This is a genomic window from Acidovorax facilis, assembly GCF_023913775.1.
Classification (GTDB): domain Bacteria; phylum Pseudomonadota; class Gammaproteobacteria; order Burkholderiales; family Burkholderiaceae_C; genus Acidovorax; species Acidovorax facilis.
The window spans coordinates 12,657-30,115 of sequence record NZ_JAMXAX010000074.1 but is presented as its reverse complement, the minus strand read 5'-3'; the positions used below and the strand labels follow the sequence as shown (position 1 = coordinate 30,115).

At 67.3% G+C, this 17,459-nt stretch carries 14 protein-coding genes and 1 riboswitch; of the genes, 3 read left to right on the top strand and 11 right to left on the bottom strand.

Annotated features, from left to right (window positions below):
• The 9 genes from cobN to NFX52_RS18760 form a co-directional block, all read right to left on the bottom strand.
• The coding region (cobN, locus tag NFX52_RS18800) for a cobaltochelatase subunit CobN (RefSeq protein ID WP_252635777.1) at positions 1-3,945 on the bottom strand (3,945 nt) is incomplete at its 3' end.
• Complete coding sequence (locus NFX52_RS18795) at positions 3,942-4,310, bottom strand: DUF2149 domain-containing protein (RefSeq protein ID WP_055395235.1); 369 nt, start codon at positions 4,308-4,310, stop codon at positions 3,942-3,944. The genes NFX52_RS18795 and cobN, both read right to left, overlap by 4 nt.
• Complete coding sequence (locus NFX52_RS18790) at positions 4,307-4,774, bottom strand: hypothetical protein (protein ID WP_055395233.1); 468 nt, start codon at positions 4,772-4,774, stop codon at positions 4,307-4,309. The genes NFX52_RS18795 and NFX52_RS18790 overlap by 4 nt, the downstream gene beginning before the upstream one ends.
• Positions 4,775-4,803: 29 nt before the next feature.
• Positions 4,804-5,598 (bottom strand): ABC transporter ATP-binding protein, encoded by a 795-nt coding sequence (locus NFX52_RS18785; RefSeq protein ID WP_055395230.1) that lies wholly within the window; start codon positions 5,596-5,598, stop codon positions 4,804-4,806.
• Positions 5,595-6,629 (bottom strand): FecCD family ABC transporter permease, encoded by a 1,035-nt coding sequence (locus NFX52_RS18780; protein WP_055395229.1) that lies wholly within the window; start codon positions 6,627-6,629, stop codon positions 5,595-5,597. Before NFX52_RS18780 ends, NFX52_RS18785 begins: the two co-directional genes overlap by 4 nt.
• Positions 6,626-7,528, bottom strand: coding sequence for an ABC transporter substrate-binding protein (locus NFX52_RS18775; protein ID WP_055395227.1), 903 nt, complete (start codon positions 7,526-7,528; stop codon positions 6,626-6,628). The genes NFX52_RS18780 and NFX52_RS18775 overlap by 4 nt, the downstream gene beginning before the upstream one ends.
• Complete coding sequence (locus tag NFX52_RS18770; protein ID WP_055395225.1) at positions 7,528-8,115, bottom strand: bifunctional adenosylcobinamide kinase/adenosylcobinamide-phosphate guanylyltransferase; 588 nt, start codon at positions 8,113-8,115, stop codon at positions 7,528-7,530. Before NFX52_RS18770 ends, NFX52_RS18775 begins: the two co-directional genes overlap by 1 nt.
• A complete protein-coding gene (locus NFX52_RS18765; protein WP_055395223.1) occupies positions 8,112-9,470 on the bottom strand; it encodes a cobyrinic acid a,c-diamide synthase CobB in 1,359 nt (452 codons plus the stop codon). Before NFX52_RS18765 ends, NFX52_RS18770 begins: the two co-directional genes overlap by 4 nt.
• A 142-nt stretch (positions 9,471-9,612) precedes the next feature.
• Complete coding sequence (locus NFX52_RS18760) at positions 9,613-11,496, bottom strand: TonB-dependent receptor domain-containing protein (protein ID WP_252635776.1); 1,884 nt, start codon at positions 11,494-11,496, stop codon at positions 9,613-9,615.
• An 82-nt stretch (positions 11,497-11,578) separates the two neighbouring features.
• A riboswitch (cobalamin riboswitch) is annotated at positions 11,579-11,817 on the bottom strand.
• Between the two features lie 36 nt (positions 11,818-11,853).
• Here NFX52_RS18760 and NFX52_RS18755 point away from each other — a divergent pair.
• The 3 genes from NFX52_RS18755 (at position 11,854) to NFX52_RS18745 (ending at position 13,667) form a co-directional block, all read left to right on the top strand.
• Positions 11,854-12,084: a hypothetical protein gene (locus tag NFX52_RS18755; protein ID WP_055395219.1), complete on the top strand. Its 231-nt coding sequence runs from the start codon at positions 11,854-11,856 to the stop codon at positions 12,082-12,084.
• Positions 12,081-12,452 (top strand): cell division protein ZapA, encoded by a 372-nt coding sequence (locus NFX52_RS18750; RefSeq protein WP_055395217.1) that lies wholly within the window; start codon positions 12,081-12,083, stop codon positions 12,450-12,452. The genes NFX52_RS18755 and NFX52_RS18750 overlap by 4 nt, the downstream gene beginning before the upstream one ends.
• Before the next feature lie 399 nt (positions 12,453-12,851).
• Entirely contained in the window at positions 12,852-13,667 is an 816-nt protein-coding gene (locus NFX52_RS18745) for a sulfite exporter TauE/SafE family protein (RefSeq protein WP_055395215.1), read from the top strand.
• A 58-nt stretch (positions 13,668-13,725) separates the two neighbouring features.
• On the opposite strand, the gene NFX52_RS18740 is transcribed toward NFX52_RS18745, so the two are convergent.
• Both NFX52_RS18740 and NFX52_RS18735 read right to left on the bottom strand, forming a co-directional pair.
• Entirely contained in the window at positions 13,726-16,164 is a 2,439-nt protein-coding gene (locus NFX52_RS18740) for a bifunctional diguanylate cyclase/phosphodiesterase (protein ID WP_055395213.1), read from the bottom strand.
• Positions 16,161-17,459: an HD-GYP domain-containing protein gene (locus tag NFX52_RS18735; protein WP_055395211.1), complete on the bottom strand. Its 1,299-nt coding sequence runs from the start codon at positions 17,457-17,459 to the stop codon at positions 16,161-16,163. The genes NFX52_RS18740 and NFX52_RS18735 overlap by 4 nt, the downstream gene beginning before the upstream one ends.

Here is a 17,459-nt window from a genome sequence, read left to right as displayed (position 1 = left end):
CGCGGGCAGGTCAGCGGCGGGGGGCGCGGGCTGTGGCACTGCCAGGGCTGGCGACTGCGGCGCAGCAATGGCCATGCCAGCAGCTGGGGTCAGCTCTACGGACTCACCACGAGCCGCTCGCTCCACCCAGCGGCGCACGCTGGGCAGCTCGGCCGCCAGCGGCGCGGCGCGCGTCAGCTCCTGGTACATCTGCGCGAGCTGTTTTTGCGTGTCGGCATCGGCCTGCCAATAGCCCTGGCGCTGCGCCTGCACCAGGCGCTCCAGCGACTGGGCATAGGCCTGTGGATGCTCTTTCAGCCACTCGGGCAGGCCCAGCTGGTGCTTGTCGCGCACCAGCACGTCATAAAAGCTTTGCCAATGATCGCCGCGCACCGTGTCGGGCGCCACGGCCTGCCAGCCCCAGGCGAACTGCACGGCCTTGAGCACCTGCAGCGTGCCCGAATAGCCCTCGGCCTTCTGCGCCTGAAGCCAGCCAGGGTGCAGGTAGCGCGACTGCATCTCCAGCGCAATGGCGCGCTGCGCGGTCTCGGTGGTGGGCTCGCCTGCATCCTGCAGCTGGGCCACATGCAGCTCCAGCCCCTGTGCTCGCCCAGCCACGCGGGCTGCGGCCGACAGGCCGCCCAGGTACTGGAACGGGTCGTCCGAGCTGACCATGGCATACAGGTGCGAGCTGCGCGACAGGATGGCGGCATCGGTGCGGCGCAGGTGGGCACCCAATGCCTGAGCCGCCACACCGCCCTCCACGCCGGTCACCGGCTCGCCCTCCAGATAAGGCTGGCTCATGCGTTCGAGGAACATCTGGCCCAGGCGCGCATCGTTGATTTGCAAGCCGTCGCTTTGCACCGCGTCCGACAGGCCGGTGCCGTAGTCGCCCACCGCATTGCCGAACGATCGCACGCGCGCCAGTTGCTCGGCCTGCGCGCGGGGCACGCCCTGCTTGCGCAGTTCCTGGCCGATCTGCGCGGTATTGCGAGCGATCGCGTTGCCGGGCTCGGCCGTGGCGGCCTGGGCCACCGCACGGTCCAGCAGCGCCATCAGCGCGGGGAACTGGTCACGGTACGAGCCGGTGATGCTCATGAGCACATCAACGCGCGGGCGTTTGAGCTCTTCGGCGGCAATGGTCTCGACCCGCACCGGGCGGCCCGAGTCATCCCACACCGGGCGCACGCCCAGCGCCACCAGCGCCTGCGCTTCCATGATGCCCTGGTGGCGCAGTGTTTCACCCGCCCACAGCGACAGCGCCATGCGCTCTGGCGCCTGGCCGCCATGGCGCGCCTGGTAGTCCTTGAACCAGTCGTTGAACAGCGTCTGCGCCACCGCATAGGCCTGGCGTGTGGGCAGGCGACTCGGGTCCAGCCCGGTGAGGTTGCGGCCCGTGGGCAGGCTGTCGGGGTTGCGGATGGGGTCGCCACCGTACGCAGCTGGCAGGTAGCGCCCCCCCAGCGCAGCCAGCAGGCCGGGCATCTCGCCTTCGGTGGCCAGCAGGCGTTCCAGCTCCTGCGCGCGCTGTGCCAGTTGCAGCAGCGCGGGCGTGTCGATGGGTTGGCGCGCTGCGCGGTTGGGCACATGGTCTTCGGCGCGCACCAAGCCGTCCTGTGCTGGCGGTGCGTCAGGCAGCACGGGGCGCAGGTCCAGCACGCTGGCAGCCTGCGCGTCGGTCAACGCCACTTCCAGCCAGCGTGCAGGGCGTGCAGCCAGCACCGCGTCGTGCTTGATCAGGAAGGCTTCGTCGATGTCTTCGCCCAGCGCCTCGATCAGCGGCTTGCGCAGCGCCTGCAGGATGGTCTCGCGCCGCTGCTCGGGCGCGGGCACGCGGCCGAACATGGCCAGGCCCTTGGGCTGCGAGCTTTGCGCGAGCTGGTCCAGGTAGGGGTGCAGGATTTCAAGAAAGCCGTGGAAATCGGCCGCGATGCGCTCGGCGCTCCAGCCCAGGTCGCGGTGCAGCTGGTGTTCTACAAACTGCGTCACCAGCTGCTTTTCGAGCGCGCGGCGTGTGGGGCCTTCGTCCACGGTTTCCCATTCGTGCATCACCTCGTGCATGTGGGCCATGCGCGCCTCGAAGCCCGCCGGGGCGAACACGGGCGTACGGTGGCTCACCAGCACGGCGCGGCCCCGGCGCTTGGCCGTGAGTGCCTCGCCCAGGTTGTCCACGATGTAGGGATAGACCACGGGCAGATCGCCCAGGGGCAGCAGCGCATCGTCGTGCACATCCAGCGCACGCGCCTTGCCACCGGCCCATTCCTGCGTGCCGTGGGTGCCGAAGTGGATGAGGGCATCGGCCTCCAGCTGCGCCCACAGGTACACGGCCAGGTAATGGTGCGACAGCGGCGCCTTGGACTTGTGCATGAACGGGTTCTGGCCCAAGCGCAGCGTTTCTTCGCGCGGGGGCTGGGGCAATACCGAGAGCTTGCCCACCTGCAGGCGCGGGATGGCGAACACTTTTTCGCCCTGCCACTCGACCACGTAGCGGCTCTTTTCGGGCGTGCCCCAGTGCGCGTTCATGCGCTCGCGCACGGCCTTTGGCAGCGTGTCCAGGTGCTGCTCATAACGCGCCAGTGGCAGCGCGGCGGCCTGTCCGTTTTGCAGCAGCGCGCGCACATCAGCACCGGGGTAGTAGGCGGCCAGCAGCGGCTTGAGCCCATCGATCCAGCCCTGTTCGGGCACCTGCTGGGTGCGGTAGCCCGCCTGGGCCAGACCGCCAGAGACCTGTTCCAGGCTGCGCGGCACGTTGAGGAACGAGGCGCCAAAGTTGGTGCCGCCTGGGGGGTAGTTGTAGACCATGGCCACCAGGCGCTTGTCGGCGGCGGGTTTGGTCTGCAGCGCGATCAGGCGCCGCGCCTTCGCGGCCACGGCCTGGGCCTGGCGCTCGATGAGGCGGAAGTCTTGCCCCTCGGCGCCGTGGGCAGCGACCAGGACCGGGTCGATGGCGCCTGCCGCCTCAGGCTGCGCTAGGTAGAACGGCACATCGGACAGCGACAGGCCCGTGTCGCTGGCCTCCCACGCGGCGGCATCACCCGCGCGGTAGGGCTGCGTGCCGAGCAGCGGCACGCCCCAGCGGGCCAACAGCGGCTGCAGCGCAGCGGCCTGGGGCACCAGCTGGTGCAGCACCAGGGCGGAGGCATGCAGCCGACCGGGGCCAGAGCCTCCTTCAGCGGGCAACTCCAGCACCTCGGCCAGCGTCTGCGCCGTGACCTGCTGGCCAAAGGCCGCGTAGGCGAACAGACCCTGCTGGCGGAAGGTGTGCAACCAGGCATCGAGCCACCCCGTGCTGCCGTCGATGAAGTGGTGGCGGTGCACCAGCACGGCCACAGCGGGCTGCCCCTGCAGGGCAGGTTGCCCCTGGCGCCAGGCCTCCAGCGCGGCGGCGTTGGACAGCAGGCGGGGCGCGTCGGGGTGGTAGATACCCCGGGGGGGCAGGATGTCGGGCGCGGGCAAGGTCGGCATCGCAACACCCGCCACCGTGGCGCGCGCCAGGGCGATGGCGTTCTTCAGGTTGCGCGGGCCGCCGGCCTGCAGGTAGGCCACCATGTGGCCGGACGCATCGAGCGCGGTCAGGTCAGCGGCGGGGGTGCCCGCAGGCACCCAGACCACGCGGCCAGGGGTGCGCACCGCACGCGCATCGAGCTGCGCCCCCGCCATGCGGCGCAAGCGTGCCTCCACGCTGGCATGTGGCGCATCCACCCACACCAGCGCAGCGCCCGCCAGCGCGCGCTCCAGCTTCTGGGCCTGTGCCGCGTCCAGCACCGCGGGGCCACCCAACGGGTAGTCGATGTGCACAAAGCCCAGACCCGCCTCGGAGGCCAGACGCTGCACCATGGCCGTGCGTGGGGCGGTGGTGATGTCGGAGGTGAGCCAGAGCAACACGGGCGCAGACTGCGCGGCCTGCACCAGCGGTGCAGCCAGAAGCAGGCACCACAGTGCCGTGCGCAGAATCAGCGCCTTCATGGCTTGGCGGGGTCGGCCGCGCCAGCGCCCGCGTCTGCAGGCGCCACACCGGTTTCGGGGATGTAGACGATGTTGCCGTCTTCGAGCTTGTAGGCCACGCCCGCACGCACGCCCTGCCCTTGCGCTGCGCTGCCAGCGCCCTTGAAGCGCACTTCCTTGCCCTGCTCGCGCACGACCACTTCCATGTCGGGCTGACCTGCATTGCGGATGATGGTGACGCTTTCATTGGCGCTGGTCTGGGTCTGCACCGCCACGGCCGTGAGCAGCGCCACCACCAGCACCAGAAACACGTCCACCAGATTGACTGCGGACAGCATTGGGTCGTCGTCGTCCTCAGCCAGCACATTCAGGTGCTTCAAGCTCATTCCCCCACCCCGCGCTCCTTGCGCACCACCAGCAGCTCGGCCAGCAGCCAGCGGCGGCGCACCGAGTACACCACCAGGCCCACCGACGCGGCAGCCAGCGCCAGCACCACGCCCGCAAAGGCGCCGCTGAAAACGGCGAGGGCCTGCTGGCCGTTGCCCGCCGCCACGCTCTGCAGCGCAGGGCCCAGCGGGATCATCGTGGCGATCAGCCCCAGCATGGGCGACAGACGGCTGAGCAGGCGCACGGGCTCCACCTGGCGCACCAGTTGCAGCTCCAGCTCTTCCATCGACAAACCCGGAGCCACGCGCAGCGAACGGTATTGCGGCTGGCGCCAGCGCTGCCACGCCTCCATGAGTGTGGCGCCACCCGCCCACAGCGCGTAGACAAACGCCAGCCCCACCAGCACCAGCACCGGCCACAGCAACGACTGCGCGACCTGCGAGAAACCCGATTCGATGTTCATGCTTCCACTCCCTCAATCCATGTGTTGTTTCATTGGCCGTGCTTGCGCTGCATCGATGGCAGCGCCATCCACATGCCATCCAGATGCCGCACGTGGATGCGGTGGTCAAACACGCTCTCCAGCGCCGCGTGCGTGGCGGGTGCATCGCAGGCGCCCTGGTGCAGCACGCGGCCCTGTGCCATCACCACCATGTCGTCGGACTGCAGCGCCAGCGACACCTCGTGCAGCACGCTGACCACCGTGCCCCCCGCATCGACCAGTGCACGCATGGTGTGCAGCCAGTCGGTCTGGTGCGGCGGGTCGAGGTTGGCCAGGGGCTCGTCCATCAGGAGCACCTGCGCCTGCACCGCGAGAGCCCGGGCCAGCAGCACGCGCTGGCGCTCGCCGCCCGACAGCTGCGACAGCGGGCGGTGGCGCCAGTCCCAGGCCTGCGTGGTGCGCAGCGCCTGCTCCACCGCTGCGTGGTCGGCCGCACCCGGCGGTGCCAGCCAGGCCTGGTGCGGCAGCCGGCCGAGCATGGCCACGTCATAACTGGTCAGGTCGTCGGCCGAGGCTTCGTTCTGCCCCAGCCAGGCGAGCTGGCGGGCGCGTTCGCGCGCAGGAATCTGCACCAGCGGGCGGCCGAGCAACAACACGTCGCCCTGCACCGCCACACGCGGCAGCAGGCCCGCCAGCACCTTGAGCAGGGTGGACTTGCCCGCGCCGTTGGGGCCGACGATGCTGGTCCAGCGCCCGGCGGGCAATTGCAGGTCAATGCCCTGCAATATCGAGCGATTCCCGATGCTGGCGCTTATTCCATTTGCACTGATAGCTATTGATTTCATAGTGCGCCCCCCTGCGAGGTGCGCCGGTGCATGAGCCACAGCAGATAGGTGCCGCCCAGGGCCGCCGTGAGGACGCCCACGGGCAGCTCCTGCGGCGCCAGCAGCCAGCGCGCCAGGATGTCGGCCGCCATGAGCAGCACCGCGCCCATCAGGCTGGAGAGCACGATGTGCCGTTCGTGTGTCACGCGCACGATGGAACGCACAAGGTGCGGGGCGGCCAGCCCCACAAAGGCGATGAGCCCCGTCTGCGCCACCGCCGTGCCCGTGGCCAGCGCCATGGCAGCCACCAGCCCCACACGCATGGGCATGAGCGGCAGGCCCAGGCTGGCGGCCGTGGCCTCGCCCAGCGTGAGGCCGTCCAGCGCACGTGCCAGCATCCAGGCAACCAACGAACACAGCGCCCAGGCCACGGCCATGAGCAAGCAGGCAGCCCAGCCCACAAAAGCCGTGCTGCCCAGCGTGAAGGCCTGCATGGCCTGCAGGATGTCGGGCGAGGCCAGTTCCACGAGGTCACGCACGGCCCCCAGCACCACGCCCACAATCACGCCAGCGAGCAGCAGGCGCAGCGTGTGCTGCACCCCACGCGCCAGGATCAGCGTGAGCACCACCGCCCCCGCCGCCCCCAGAAATGCCATGCCCGTGATGCCGATGCGGTCCATCCACTGCGCCGCCACCGGCGACACGCCAAACAGCGCCATCGCCACCGCCCCGCCCAGCGCGGCGCCCGAGGCGCTGCCCAGCAGGTACGGGTCGGCCAGCGGGTTGCGGAACAGGCCCTGCGCCACCGCGCCCGACAGGCCCAGCAGCGCACCCGCCAGCCACGCGCCCAGCGTGCGCGGCAGGCGGATGTCCCACACGATCTGCCAGGCCACGGGGTCGCCGTACATGCGCAGCACGCTGTCAAAACCCGTGCTGCCGACGCTGGCGCCACACACGGCCAGCAGCACGCTGGCCAGCAGCAGCCACGCGGTGCACCAGGCCGCACGGCGGATGGCAGAGCCTGTTGGCAGATCGGCGTGGACGCTGCTCATGAAGCCTTGTCCGCAATGCAGCGAGCCATGATGCGCGCTGCCTCGGCCATGCGCGGCCCGGGGCGCACCACCACATCAGAGTCGCCGGGGCCGAACACACAGAGCCGGTTCTCGCGGATGGCTCGCATGGTGGCCCAGCCGGGGTAAGGCACCATGGCCTGCATGCTGCGGTTGCCGATCATGATGATGTCGGGGTTGGCGCGCACCACGAACTCGGGGTTCAGGCGCGGAAACGGGCCCAGCGATGCGGGCACCACATTGCGCACCCCCAGCCGGGTGAGGGATTCGCCGATGAAAGACGCTTCGCCCGCCCCGTACGGCCCCCGGCTCACTTCAAAGTACACCCGCGCATTCCGCGCCTTGGGCGGCAGAGATTGCGCCGCCGCCTCCACGCCGGCGTCGATCACGCGCCAGAGGCGGTCGGCCCCCTGCGCACGGGGCACGCCCAGCAGGTCGCTCACGGTGCCCAGCACGCGTCGCACGTCGGCATGCGTCTTAGGCTCCAGCTGCACGACGGTGAGGCCCAGTGCCTCCAGCCGGTCGCTGGCACGCGAGCTGACGGACATGAGCACCAGGTCCGGCTTGAGCGCTACGATGGCCTCGATGCTCGGGTCCAGCCCGCCGCCCACCTTGGGCAGCTTGGCAATCACGGCCTCCGGCCAGTTGGAATAGCGGTCCACCCCCACGAGCCGGTGGCATTGCTCCAGCTCGCACACACTTTCGGTCAACGAGGGCAGCAGGCTCACAATGCGCTGCGGCGGACGGGGCAGCGAGACCTCGCGGCCCTTGTCGTCCTTGATGTGCACGGGCTGTGCACGCGCCAGGCCAGCCATGAGCAGGCCCAGCGCAATCACGATTGCGATCACCCAGAGGATGCGGCGCACGGGGGTGGGTTTCATCAGCGAGGTTCTTTCAAGGTAAGCGGCAGGCCAGCCGCCATGAGCGTCACGCGGGGGCACACCTGCGCCACCTGCTGGTTGAGCGTGCCGAGCGCATCCACAAAGGCGCGCACCTCGCGCCCCATAGGGATAACCCCCAGGCCAATTTCGTTGCCCACCAGAACAACGGGGCCAGGGGATTTCCGAACCGCTATCAAAAACATAGCTGCTTGCGCTTTCCAATCAAGCGCTAGAGCTTGTTTTTGTTCAAAACTCATAGCTTCCACACCCACGGGCATGGTCCAGCGGGTGAGCCACAGCGTGAGGCAGTCCACCACCAGCAGGGTTTGTGGGGTGCTGTGCAACGCCACGGCAGCGGCCACGTCGTGCGGCTCTTCCACGGTTTGCAGGCCAGGCACCCGTTCGGCGCGGTCACGTTGGTGGCGGGCGATGCGCTCGCGCATTTCGTCGTCCCAGGCCTGGCCCGTGGCGATCAGCACGGCGCGGTGGTCGCTGGATTGCGCCAGCCAGTCGCGCGCCAGCAGCTCGGCGCGGCGGGACTTGCCGCTTTTCTGGCCGCCCAGAATCAGTTCGGTGGTGATGGTCATACCGATGCGCCCCCCAGCAGGTGGGCCACGGCTTCGGGGCTGGACGGAAACCATGCGTGGAAATAGCTCGCGTGGATGCTGCCCTGCTCGTACAGCGCCTCGCCCGCATCCGGCGCAACCGCCTCGTTCGGGCGCGCCGTGCGGGCCACCACGGGGGCGCTGCTGTCGCTGGTCGAATAGTGGAAGGTGTGGCCGCGCAACGCGTGTCCTGCCACGGTCAGTTGCTGCGGCCCCAGCGCTGCCAGGCGCTTTTGCATGGTGACGTGACCGAGCAGCAGGCCCCACAAAGTGGCCGTGCTGCCATCGGCCAGGGTGATGGATTCAAACAGCGCCATCATGCCGCCGCACTCGGCCCACAGCGGTTTACCTGCGGCCACATGGGCGCGCAGGCTGGCTTGCATCCCGGTGTTGGCCGCGATCTTCGCGGTGTGCAGCTCGGGGTAGCCGCCGGGCAGCCACACCGCGTCGCATTCGGGCAGCACCGCATCGTGCAGGGGCGAGAAGAACACCACGCTCGCGCCCATCTGCTCCAAGCATTGCACGTTGGCAGCGTAGATGAAGCAGAACGCCGCATCACGCCCCACGGCCACCGTACGGCCTGCGAGCAAAGCAGGCACGGCAACCGTGGATGCAGACGCCGGAAAGTCCACGGCCCAGCGCTGCAGGTCCTCCAGCGTCATTTGGCCCAGCGGCGTAGCAGCCAGCGCATCGGCCGCTGCGTCCAGCCGCTGCAGGCTGTCGTCCAGCTCGTGCGCGGCCACCAGGCCCAGGTGGCGCTCGGGCAGCAGCGCCGCACCGGCCTTGGCGGCTAAAGGCGCCTTGCCTGGCTGCACCCGCATCAGCGCGCCCATCCAGTCGTCGGCATCGTGCAAGCCGTCACGCAACATGTCGGCATGGCGCGCGCTGCCTACGCGGTTGGCCAGCACCCCCGCCCAGGGCAGGCCCGGCCGGTAGTGGCGCAGGCCATAGGCCAGCGCGCCAAACGTGCCCGCCATGGCCGAGGCATCGACCACCGCCAGCACCGGCACACCAAAGTGCCGGGCCAGGTCGGCCGCGCTGGGGCTGCCGTCAAACAGGCCCATCACGCCTTCGATGAGGATCAGGTCCGACTCGACGGCGGCGTCGTGCAGTCGCTGCGCGCAGTCGGCCTCACCGTTCATCCACAAATCGAGCTGGTGCACCGGCGCCCCGCTGGCCAGCAGGTGCCAGTGCGGGTCCAGAAAATCCGGCCCGCACTTGAAAACCCGCACGCGCCGCCCCTGGCGTGTGTGCAGGCGCGCCAGGGCGGCGGTGACGGTGGTCTTACCCTGTCCCGAGGCCGGGGCTGCAATCAGCAGCGCGGGACAGCGTGTCACACCCCACCCCCAGTGCGGTACTCACCCAGCGGCCGACGAAACTGGCGCGCCCCAAGCCAGTGCCAGCGTGGAACTGGCTCCGCCAGGCCACGGGTGGCGTTCCCCCTCCGGGGGGAAGGCGCGCAGCGACTCAGGGGGGGCTTCATTGAGGTGCCCACTTCACACCGACGTACACCGTGCGGCCTGCGGTGGCATAGGTGCGGGCCAGCTGGTAGTCCTTGTCGGCCAGGTTGTCGATGCGGGCCAGCAGCGTGTAGTCGCGCGCAATGCGGGTACTGGCGTACAGGTTGAACAGCGCATAGCCGCCCAGCACATTGGTGTTGGCCACGGTGTCGAAGCGGCGGCCTGATGCCTGCACTTCGGCGCCCACGGTCCAACCCGCCAGGCGGGTGTCGGCGCCGAAGGTGGCGTGCTGCTTGGCACGGCGCGCCAGTTGCTTGCCGGTGTCCAGATCACGCGGGCGCTGCAGGTCGATGGAGCCGTGCAGTTGCACATCACCCACGCGGTGCGAGCCAGCCAACGTCACGCCCTTGTATTCGGCCCGGGCCGTGTTGGCGTAGCAGCCAAAGTCCGACAGGCAGGTGCCGGGGCCGGAGAACGAAATCAGGTTGCTCACACGGTTGCGGAACAGCGTGGCAGAGAAGGTGCTGTTGCCCTGGGCATAGCGCAGCGCCACTTCGGCATTGCGGCTGCTTTCGGGGCGCAGCGTGGCCACGCCGTATTCGCTGAAGCGGTGGTACAGCGTGGGCGCGCGGAAGGCCGTGCCCACCGATGCCATGGCACGCCACTGCGGTGTGATGGCATAGCCGTAGGCCACGCTGCCGGTGCTCTTGCCGCCAAACTCGCTGTCGGAATCGTGGCGCAGGTTGAGCTGCACGGTGTGGCCTGCAGCGTTGTAGCCGTAGCCCAGGGCCAGCGCGTCCTGCGAGCGTTTGGCATCGATGGGGGCGTTTTCGAGGCGGTCTTCACGGCGCTCCAACGCGGCCGTGACCAGGTGCGCGCCCTGGCGCCATTCGTTCTGGAAGTAGTAGCCACGCAGGCGCGTGTCGCTCAGGTAGGGCGAGGGGCGGGTTTCGTATTCATCGCGCGAGTCGGTGATGGACAGGCGCGTCTTGTAGGCGCTGCTCCACTGGGCAATCCAGTTGAGGCCCAGGGCGTGCATGGTGTGCAGGTTGCGGTCGTCCTTGCCCAGCCCGCTGTCGTAGCCGCTGTTGGAGTCATTGACCATGAGCGCTCCCTCCAGCCGGTGCGCCGCATCGACCTGCAGGCCCACTCGGGCATGGCCTGCCGTGGTGCGGTAGCCGTCGCGGTCAGGGTTCTGGGTGGCCACCGTGCGGGCGTTGAAGCCCTTGCTGTCATCGCGCGCAAAGCCCAGCGCGTAGTCCACGGTGCCGCTGGCCCCGCTGATTCCGGCCTCCACCTTGGTGGTGTTGTGGTTGCCAATGCCCACGCCCACATACGGCGCCGTGCCGTTCTCGCCGCGCTTGGTGAAAATCTGCACCACGCCGCCCATGGCATCCGATCCGTATACGGCGCCTGCGGGGCCGCGCAGCACTTCGATGCGATCGATGAGGCCGAGCGGAATGCTCTCCCACGGCGCCCCCCCGGTGGACTGCGAATCGATGCGCACCCCGTCGATGTACACCGCTGTGAAGCGCGATTCAGCACCGCGCAGGAATACACCCGTGGTGGCACCCGGGCCGCCATTGCGCGAGAACTCCACACCCGGCAGACGGGCCAGCAGGTCGGCCAGGCCAGTGGCGCCGCTGCTTTCGATGGTTTCGCGGTCCACGATGGAGATGTCGGCCACCAGGTCGGACAGCGGCTGCGGCGTGCGCGTGGCGGCCACCACGGTTTCGGCGAGCGAGGGCGCGCGCAGGTTCTGGGCCAGCAGTTCGCCGGTTGCCGGGGCACTCTGGGCCAGCGCACTGCAGGCGCTGCCAACCGCCAGGGTCAACAGGGCCACACGGTGGGCAGGCAGGCGCAGCAGCGCCAAAGGGCGCGCACGAAGGGTACGGATTTTCATGGGGATCATCGTCAACAAACAACCCGGGCCGGCCTCCCGCCAGCATGTGGGTGATACAGCCGCGCAGCTCCAAAAAAGGGCGCACGCAGCCACCGTGTTGGCCGGTATCCGGGCTGGCGGAACACCCCCCCAATGCCTTCCCATGCGCTTGTTCAAGGCGCTCAGTGGCGTATGGATGGAGAGAGAGTCGAAAGACTCGTCCGCTGACCGTTGCGGGGGCAGCGCAGGCTGGGCGTGTACCGGTGGTACTGCGCCTCCCTGCTTCCCGTTGAACTGCGGCATGTGAACCACACCGCGAGCACCAACCGCGCGATTTTACGGCTGTTTACAGCCTGCAACCCTACAATCGGGGGCTGTATGGCAACACCATCCCCCACCGACCAGATCGCCGAGCGCGTCGACCGCCTGCTGCTGCGCCACGCAGAACTGCAACGCACCAACGCGCTGCTGACCGATCAGGTGGCCGCGCTGACGCAAGAACGGGACTCCCTCAAATCCCGCCTCAGTGCCGCCCGCGCCCGCGTGGATGCACTGCTGGAGCGCCTGCCCGCCGCAGCCCCCGCCGCTGTCACCAAGGAAGCCGAATGAAGCAAATCGAGGTGCAGATCCTGCAGCAAAGCTACCTGCTGACCTGCCCCGAGGGCCACGAAAGCCGCCTGCTGGATGCTGTGGAGCGTGTCGATACCGCGATGATCCGCATCCGCGATGCGGGCAAGGTCCGCGCCCGCGAACGCATTGCGGTGCTGGCGGCCTTGAACCTGGCTTTCGAAATCGCCGACCGCGAGGCTGCCGACCTGGCAGCAGGTGCCGCCGCCAAAACGGCCAGCACCACCATCGCAACCGCTGCCAGCACGGGTACGCAGGAAACCCTCCTACCCGACGAAGACCAGCAGCGCCTTCATGCCCTGGTGCAGCGCCTGGATCAGGCATTGGGCGACGACGGCCGCCTTCTTTGACAGCCCCCCAGCACATCGCCAAGCTCGCCGGATTGCCCCCGATCTGCACCCCTCGAAGCTTACGGGCTTTACATGGCCCCAGACACTCAACCCGTGCAGGCAGCGCCTACAATGGCGGTGTCTGCGAAGCCGCCGGGCTTTATATTTCCTTGAACCAATGCTCAACGAGCTCGGGCTTGGTACATTGCCCGGTGAGCGTGATCATCTCGCGTCAGATGAACCCAACGCTTGGCTGCCCTCGCCCACCTGAACCCCCGGTTCAGGATGAGAGTCCGGTGGCATTCGCAGACACCTTCTTCCCCATGCCCCTGTCCACGCAACCCCACGCTGCAGCATCTCCGACAGGGCATCTCCCCGCCTTCCCTCTCCTCTTTCCACCCCTTTGTCTGACGTCGCGCCATGCTCGATCCCCTGCTGATTGTTGAACTCGGTGTCCTGGGCCTGGCCACAGGTTTTCTGGCGGGCCTACTGGGCATTGGCGGCGGGATGCTGCTGGTCCCGTTCCTGACCTACATCCTGGGCGCGCAAAAGGTCGCACCCGATCTGGCGGTGAAGATGGCGATTGCGACCTCGATGGCCACCATCATGTTCACGTCGATCTCCAGTGTGCGGGCCCACCACCAGCGCGGCGCCGTGCGCTGGGACATCGTCAAGCGGCTGGCGCCTGGCATCGTGCTCGGTGGTTTCATTGCGAGCCTGGGCGTGTTTGCGCTGCTCAAGGGTTCGTTCCTAGCCATCTTCTTCGCGTTGTTCGTGAGTTTTTCGGCCACGCAGATGTTTCTGGACAAAAAACCCGCCCCCACGCGCCAGATGCCCGGTGGTGCAGGCCAGGTGGCGGCAGGTGGTGTGATCGGATTCCTTTCAGGCCTGGTGGGGGCCGGTGGTGGCTTTGTGAGCGTGCCGTTCATGACCTGGTGCAACGTGCCCATCCACAATGCGGTAGCCACCAGTGCGGCGCTGGGTTTTCCCATCGCACTGGCCAACGTGGTGGGCTATGTGATCGGAGGGCAGAACGTGGAGGGATTGCCAACCGCCTCGCTGGGCTACATCTGGCTCCCCGCCCTGGCCGTGATAGCGACCTGCAGCGTGCTCACCGCGCCACTGGGAGCCAAAGCAGCACACAGCCTGCCAGTCAAGCAGCTCAAGCGTGTATTCGCATCGCTGTTGTTCGGGCTGGCGGCGTACATGCTCTGGAAGGGCATCGCGGCGTTTTAAGCGTCTCTGGACCGACCTCCATGCTACCAGGGGGCCCTAGCACCAGGTTGCCTTAGTTCTAGACCGAACTGCGCCGCCCCCGCGCATTCAAAGGCAAGGGCCTGGCAAGCATGGCGCGAAACTCCTGGGCAGGAAGCCCTGGCGCGCAGAGAAATCCCTGGTAGTGGTCGCACTGCATCTGCAGCAACACCGCCTGCTGGGTTTCTGTTTCCACCCCCTCTGCCACCACCTCAATGTGCATGGCACGCCCCATGCTGATGATGGCACTCACGATGGCCCGGTCTCCATCATCGTCGGGCAGGCCACGCACAAAGGACTGGTCGATCTTGAGCTTGTGGATCGGCAGCTTCTTCAGGTACGCCAGGCTGGAATACCCGGTGCCGAAATCGTCGATGGCGAGCCCGATGCCAAGCCCGGCGAGCACACGCAGGCGCTGCTCCATTTCCTGTGCATCCTGCAGCAGGATGGTTTCCGTCAGCTCCAGCTCCAGCAGCGTGGGCGGCAACTGGTGCACCGCCAGTAGCCGGGTGATGCGGTCCACGAAATCAGGCTGCCGGAACTCCAGCGCCGACACGTTCACCGAAATCATGATCGGCATGCCACTGTGCATCCACACCGCCGCCTCACGCACGGCCTGCTCCATGACCCACGCGCCCAGCGTCACGATGTAGCCAGACTCCTCCGCCAGGGGGATGAACTGCCCAGGTGATACTGCACCGAACTCCGGGTCGGTCCAGCGGATCAGCGCTTCGGCCCCCGTGATGCGCCCGGTGGCCATGTTGACCTGTGGTTGGTAGTGCACTGCCATGCGGTCAAGCCCCAGCGCCTGGCGCATCGCATGCTCCATCTGCATGCGCGACAGCAGATTGGCATTCATCTGCGGCTGGTAAAAGCCATAGCTACCCCGGCCGCGCTCTTTGACACGGTACATGGCCGTGTCAGCCTGCTTGATGAGATCGTCCAGCGTCGCACCGTCCTGTGGGTACAGCGCCATGCCAATGCTGCACTGGATGGAGAAGCCCATACTGTCCAGCATGAAGGGCTTGAGCATGTCGTCCAGGATGCGGCGCGCCACGCTCTCAGCCACCACGGCATCACCACCATGCAGGTAGATGACAAATTCATCGCCACCCAGTCGACACAACATGTCCGTCTGGCGCAGGCAGGCCTGCAGGCGCTCGGCCACCAGTTGCAGCACGCGGTCACCGAAAGGGTGGCCGAGGGAGTCGTTGATGATCTTGAAGCGGTCGAGATCCAGAAACAGGATGGCAAAGCCCGTGTCGCTCTGGCGCGCCCCCTGGATGGCAGTGTCCACGCGCTGCGACAACAGCAGCCGGTTGGGCAGGCCCGTGAGTACGTCGCTGTAGGCCAGCTCCTCAATGCGCTTCTGGGCGGCGTGCTGCAGCGTCAGATCCCGCATGAAGCCGATGCTCTGCACCAGACGCTCTTCGTCGTCGCGCAGCGCCACCCATGACAACTGCACTGCGCAATAGGTGCCGTTATCACGGGGCAGCCACAGCTCGCCTTCCCAGAAACCCTCCTTGGCCCACCCTTGCAGCACCTGCTCCATGAAAGCCGCGTCCGACCCACCACCGAACAATGACGCCGCCAGGCACCCTTCAAACGATTTGGCAGACGGCCCCACCAGCCGCTCGCAGCCTGGGTTCATGCGCAAGACCCTGTGCTGGCTGTCGGCGATGAAGATGGCGTCCAGGCTGGACTCGAACACCCGTGCGGCCAGTCTCAGGCTGGCCTGTATCTCGGTCTGGCGGGTGATGTCCCGGTACGAATACACCCGCCCCACGGGCCGCCCCTGGCTGAACTGCGGCACGGTGCGCAACTCCAGCACCAAGCCATTTCGCAACACCAGAATGTCGGTGCTCTCCTGCATCGGCTCTCGGGTGATGGCAGCCAAACGCTCCGCATAGGCACGTGCGTTCTCAACCTGGGCCTCCATGTGCGCATAGACAGCCGCATCGTCGCGCCGCACCAGCAAATCGCGCGGAATATTCCACAGTTGCGCAAGCCGCTGATTGAAAGCCCGCACCCGGCCATCGAGGCTGCACACGAGCATGCCGTCAGCGGCAGAATCCAGCGTGGCGCGCAGCTCAGACAGCAAAGTTTCCAGCTCGCGCTCGGTCGATTCCTGGACACTGCGATCCAGCATGGTCAGCATGAAGACCGTGCCAGAAGCGACCTCTGCAGGAACGCGCGTCACCTGACGATTGACCGGAACCAGGGTGCCGTCAGCGCGCAAAAGGCTGGTGTGGGAATGAATGCCATCTGCAACCACCTGGGCCGACTCCCCCCAGAACGCCATGTCCTGCGGTGTGGAGGCCAGGCGCAACACGGGCGTACCCACCATCTCGGCCACAGGCAAGCCCACCAGCCGCTGCGCGGTGGCATTCGCGTGAAGGATGAGCAGGCTGGTCTCATCGACCAGCCAGACGGCCTCCTGTAAACCGTCGAGCCAGCCGTGGGACTGCGAAACGGTCACGACCCTGCCTCTTCGGGACCGGGGCTGACCGCACGCTCGAAAAAGTAACAGATACGCTGCCGCGGAGAGAGGTAGTCCAGCGCATCGCGCGGCAGTTGCGCAGGCTTGAGGCTGCGCCGGATACCCAGCTCGGGCACAGTTTCCAGGTCCAGGATGGGAGCCTCATCCTTGGGCACCCGGGAGTCATGGACGATGACCTTGGGCCGCAGCGGACGCGAAGAGTTGACCGAGGCAACAATCGCATAGCGGTCGTTCACCAACTGGACGATGGAGCCCGGCGGGTACACCCCCATCATGCGGATGAATGCCCCGAGCACCACGGAATCGAAGCGCGCCTTGAGCTGTGCAAAGATGACCGACAAAGCCTCATGGGGTGTGAGCGCATCCACTCCATTGGCGGGATTGCACATGCGATCGTAGCGATTGACGAGGGCGAGCACCTGGCTCGCGCGCCCCAGATCGGGCCCCGACAACCGCAGTGGAAACCCACTGCCATCGGCCATCTCATGGTGCCGAGCAACGGCGGTAATCACAGATTCGGGCAGCCCCATGCGCGTGGCCAGTGTCACGGACTCACCCACATGGGTCTCGTAACGCGTACGCTCCATCGGAATCATGGAGGGCGTAGGTTGCCTGAGATTCGGTGGCAACTTGAGCTTGCCCAGATCATGAATCAGCGCGGCAATGCCAAGGTCGTGCAGCTCGGCACTTTTCATGCCCAACGCACGGCCCAGCAGCAGAGAGATCACCATCACGTTGATCGGGTGCAGGGCATTGCGCTCGCCCACCCCTTCCGACAACAGCCGGATGACAGAATCACCGTTTTCCAGGAGTTCCGCCACGCAACCTGACACCAGCGTTTCGCCTTTGGTACGGGCCTGGTCGGGGTGCTCCGAGACCACACGCTCCAGCGCCTGGTATTGCCGCGTGGCCTCCCCAAACCGCTGATTGCAGGCCGCCAGCGTCCGGTTCTGGGCCTCCAGCAATTCACGCCTGCGCTGCGCCTCTGGGTCCACCGTGGCAGTAGCTGTCGCAGCCTCAGGTGCACTCGAAGACGATGCCTTCATTTCCGGCACGCTCCAGGCTGCAGGCACGAGTTCCCTCAGTTCTGGATCGCTCTTCTTGGGAAAGTACCGCACCTCGGTGAGCCCCAGCTCACGCAAGGTGGCAATCTGCTCCGCCGCCGCCACACGAAAGCTGCTCACCGGGAACGGATGGTGCAACCAACCCACGTCGAGCTGGATGTACATGCCGACACGCAGTTGGCTGATGTCGATGAGGATGGAGGAGTTCAC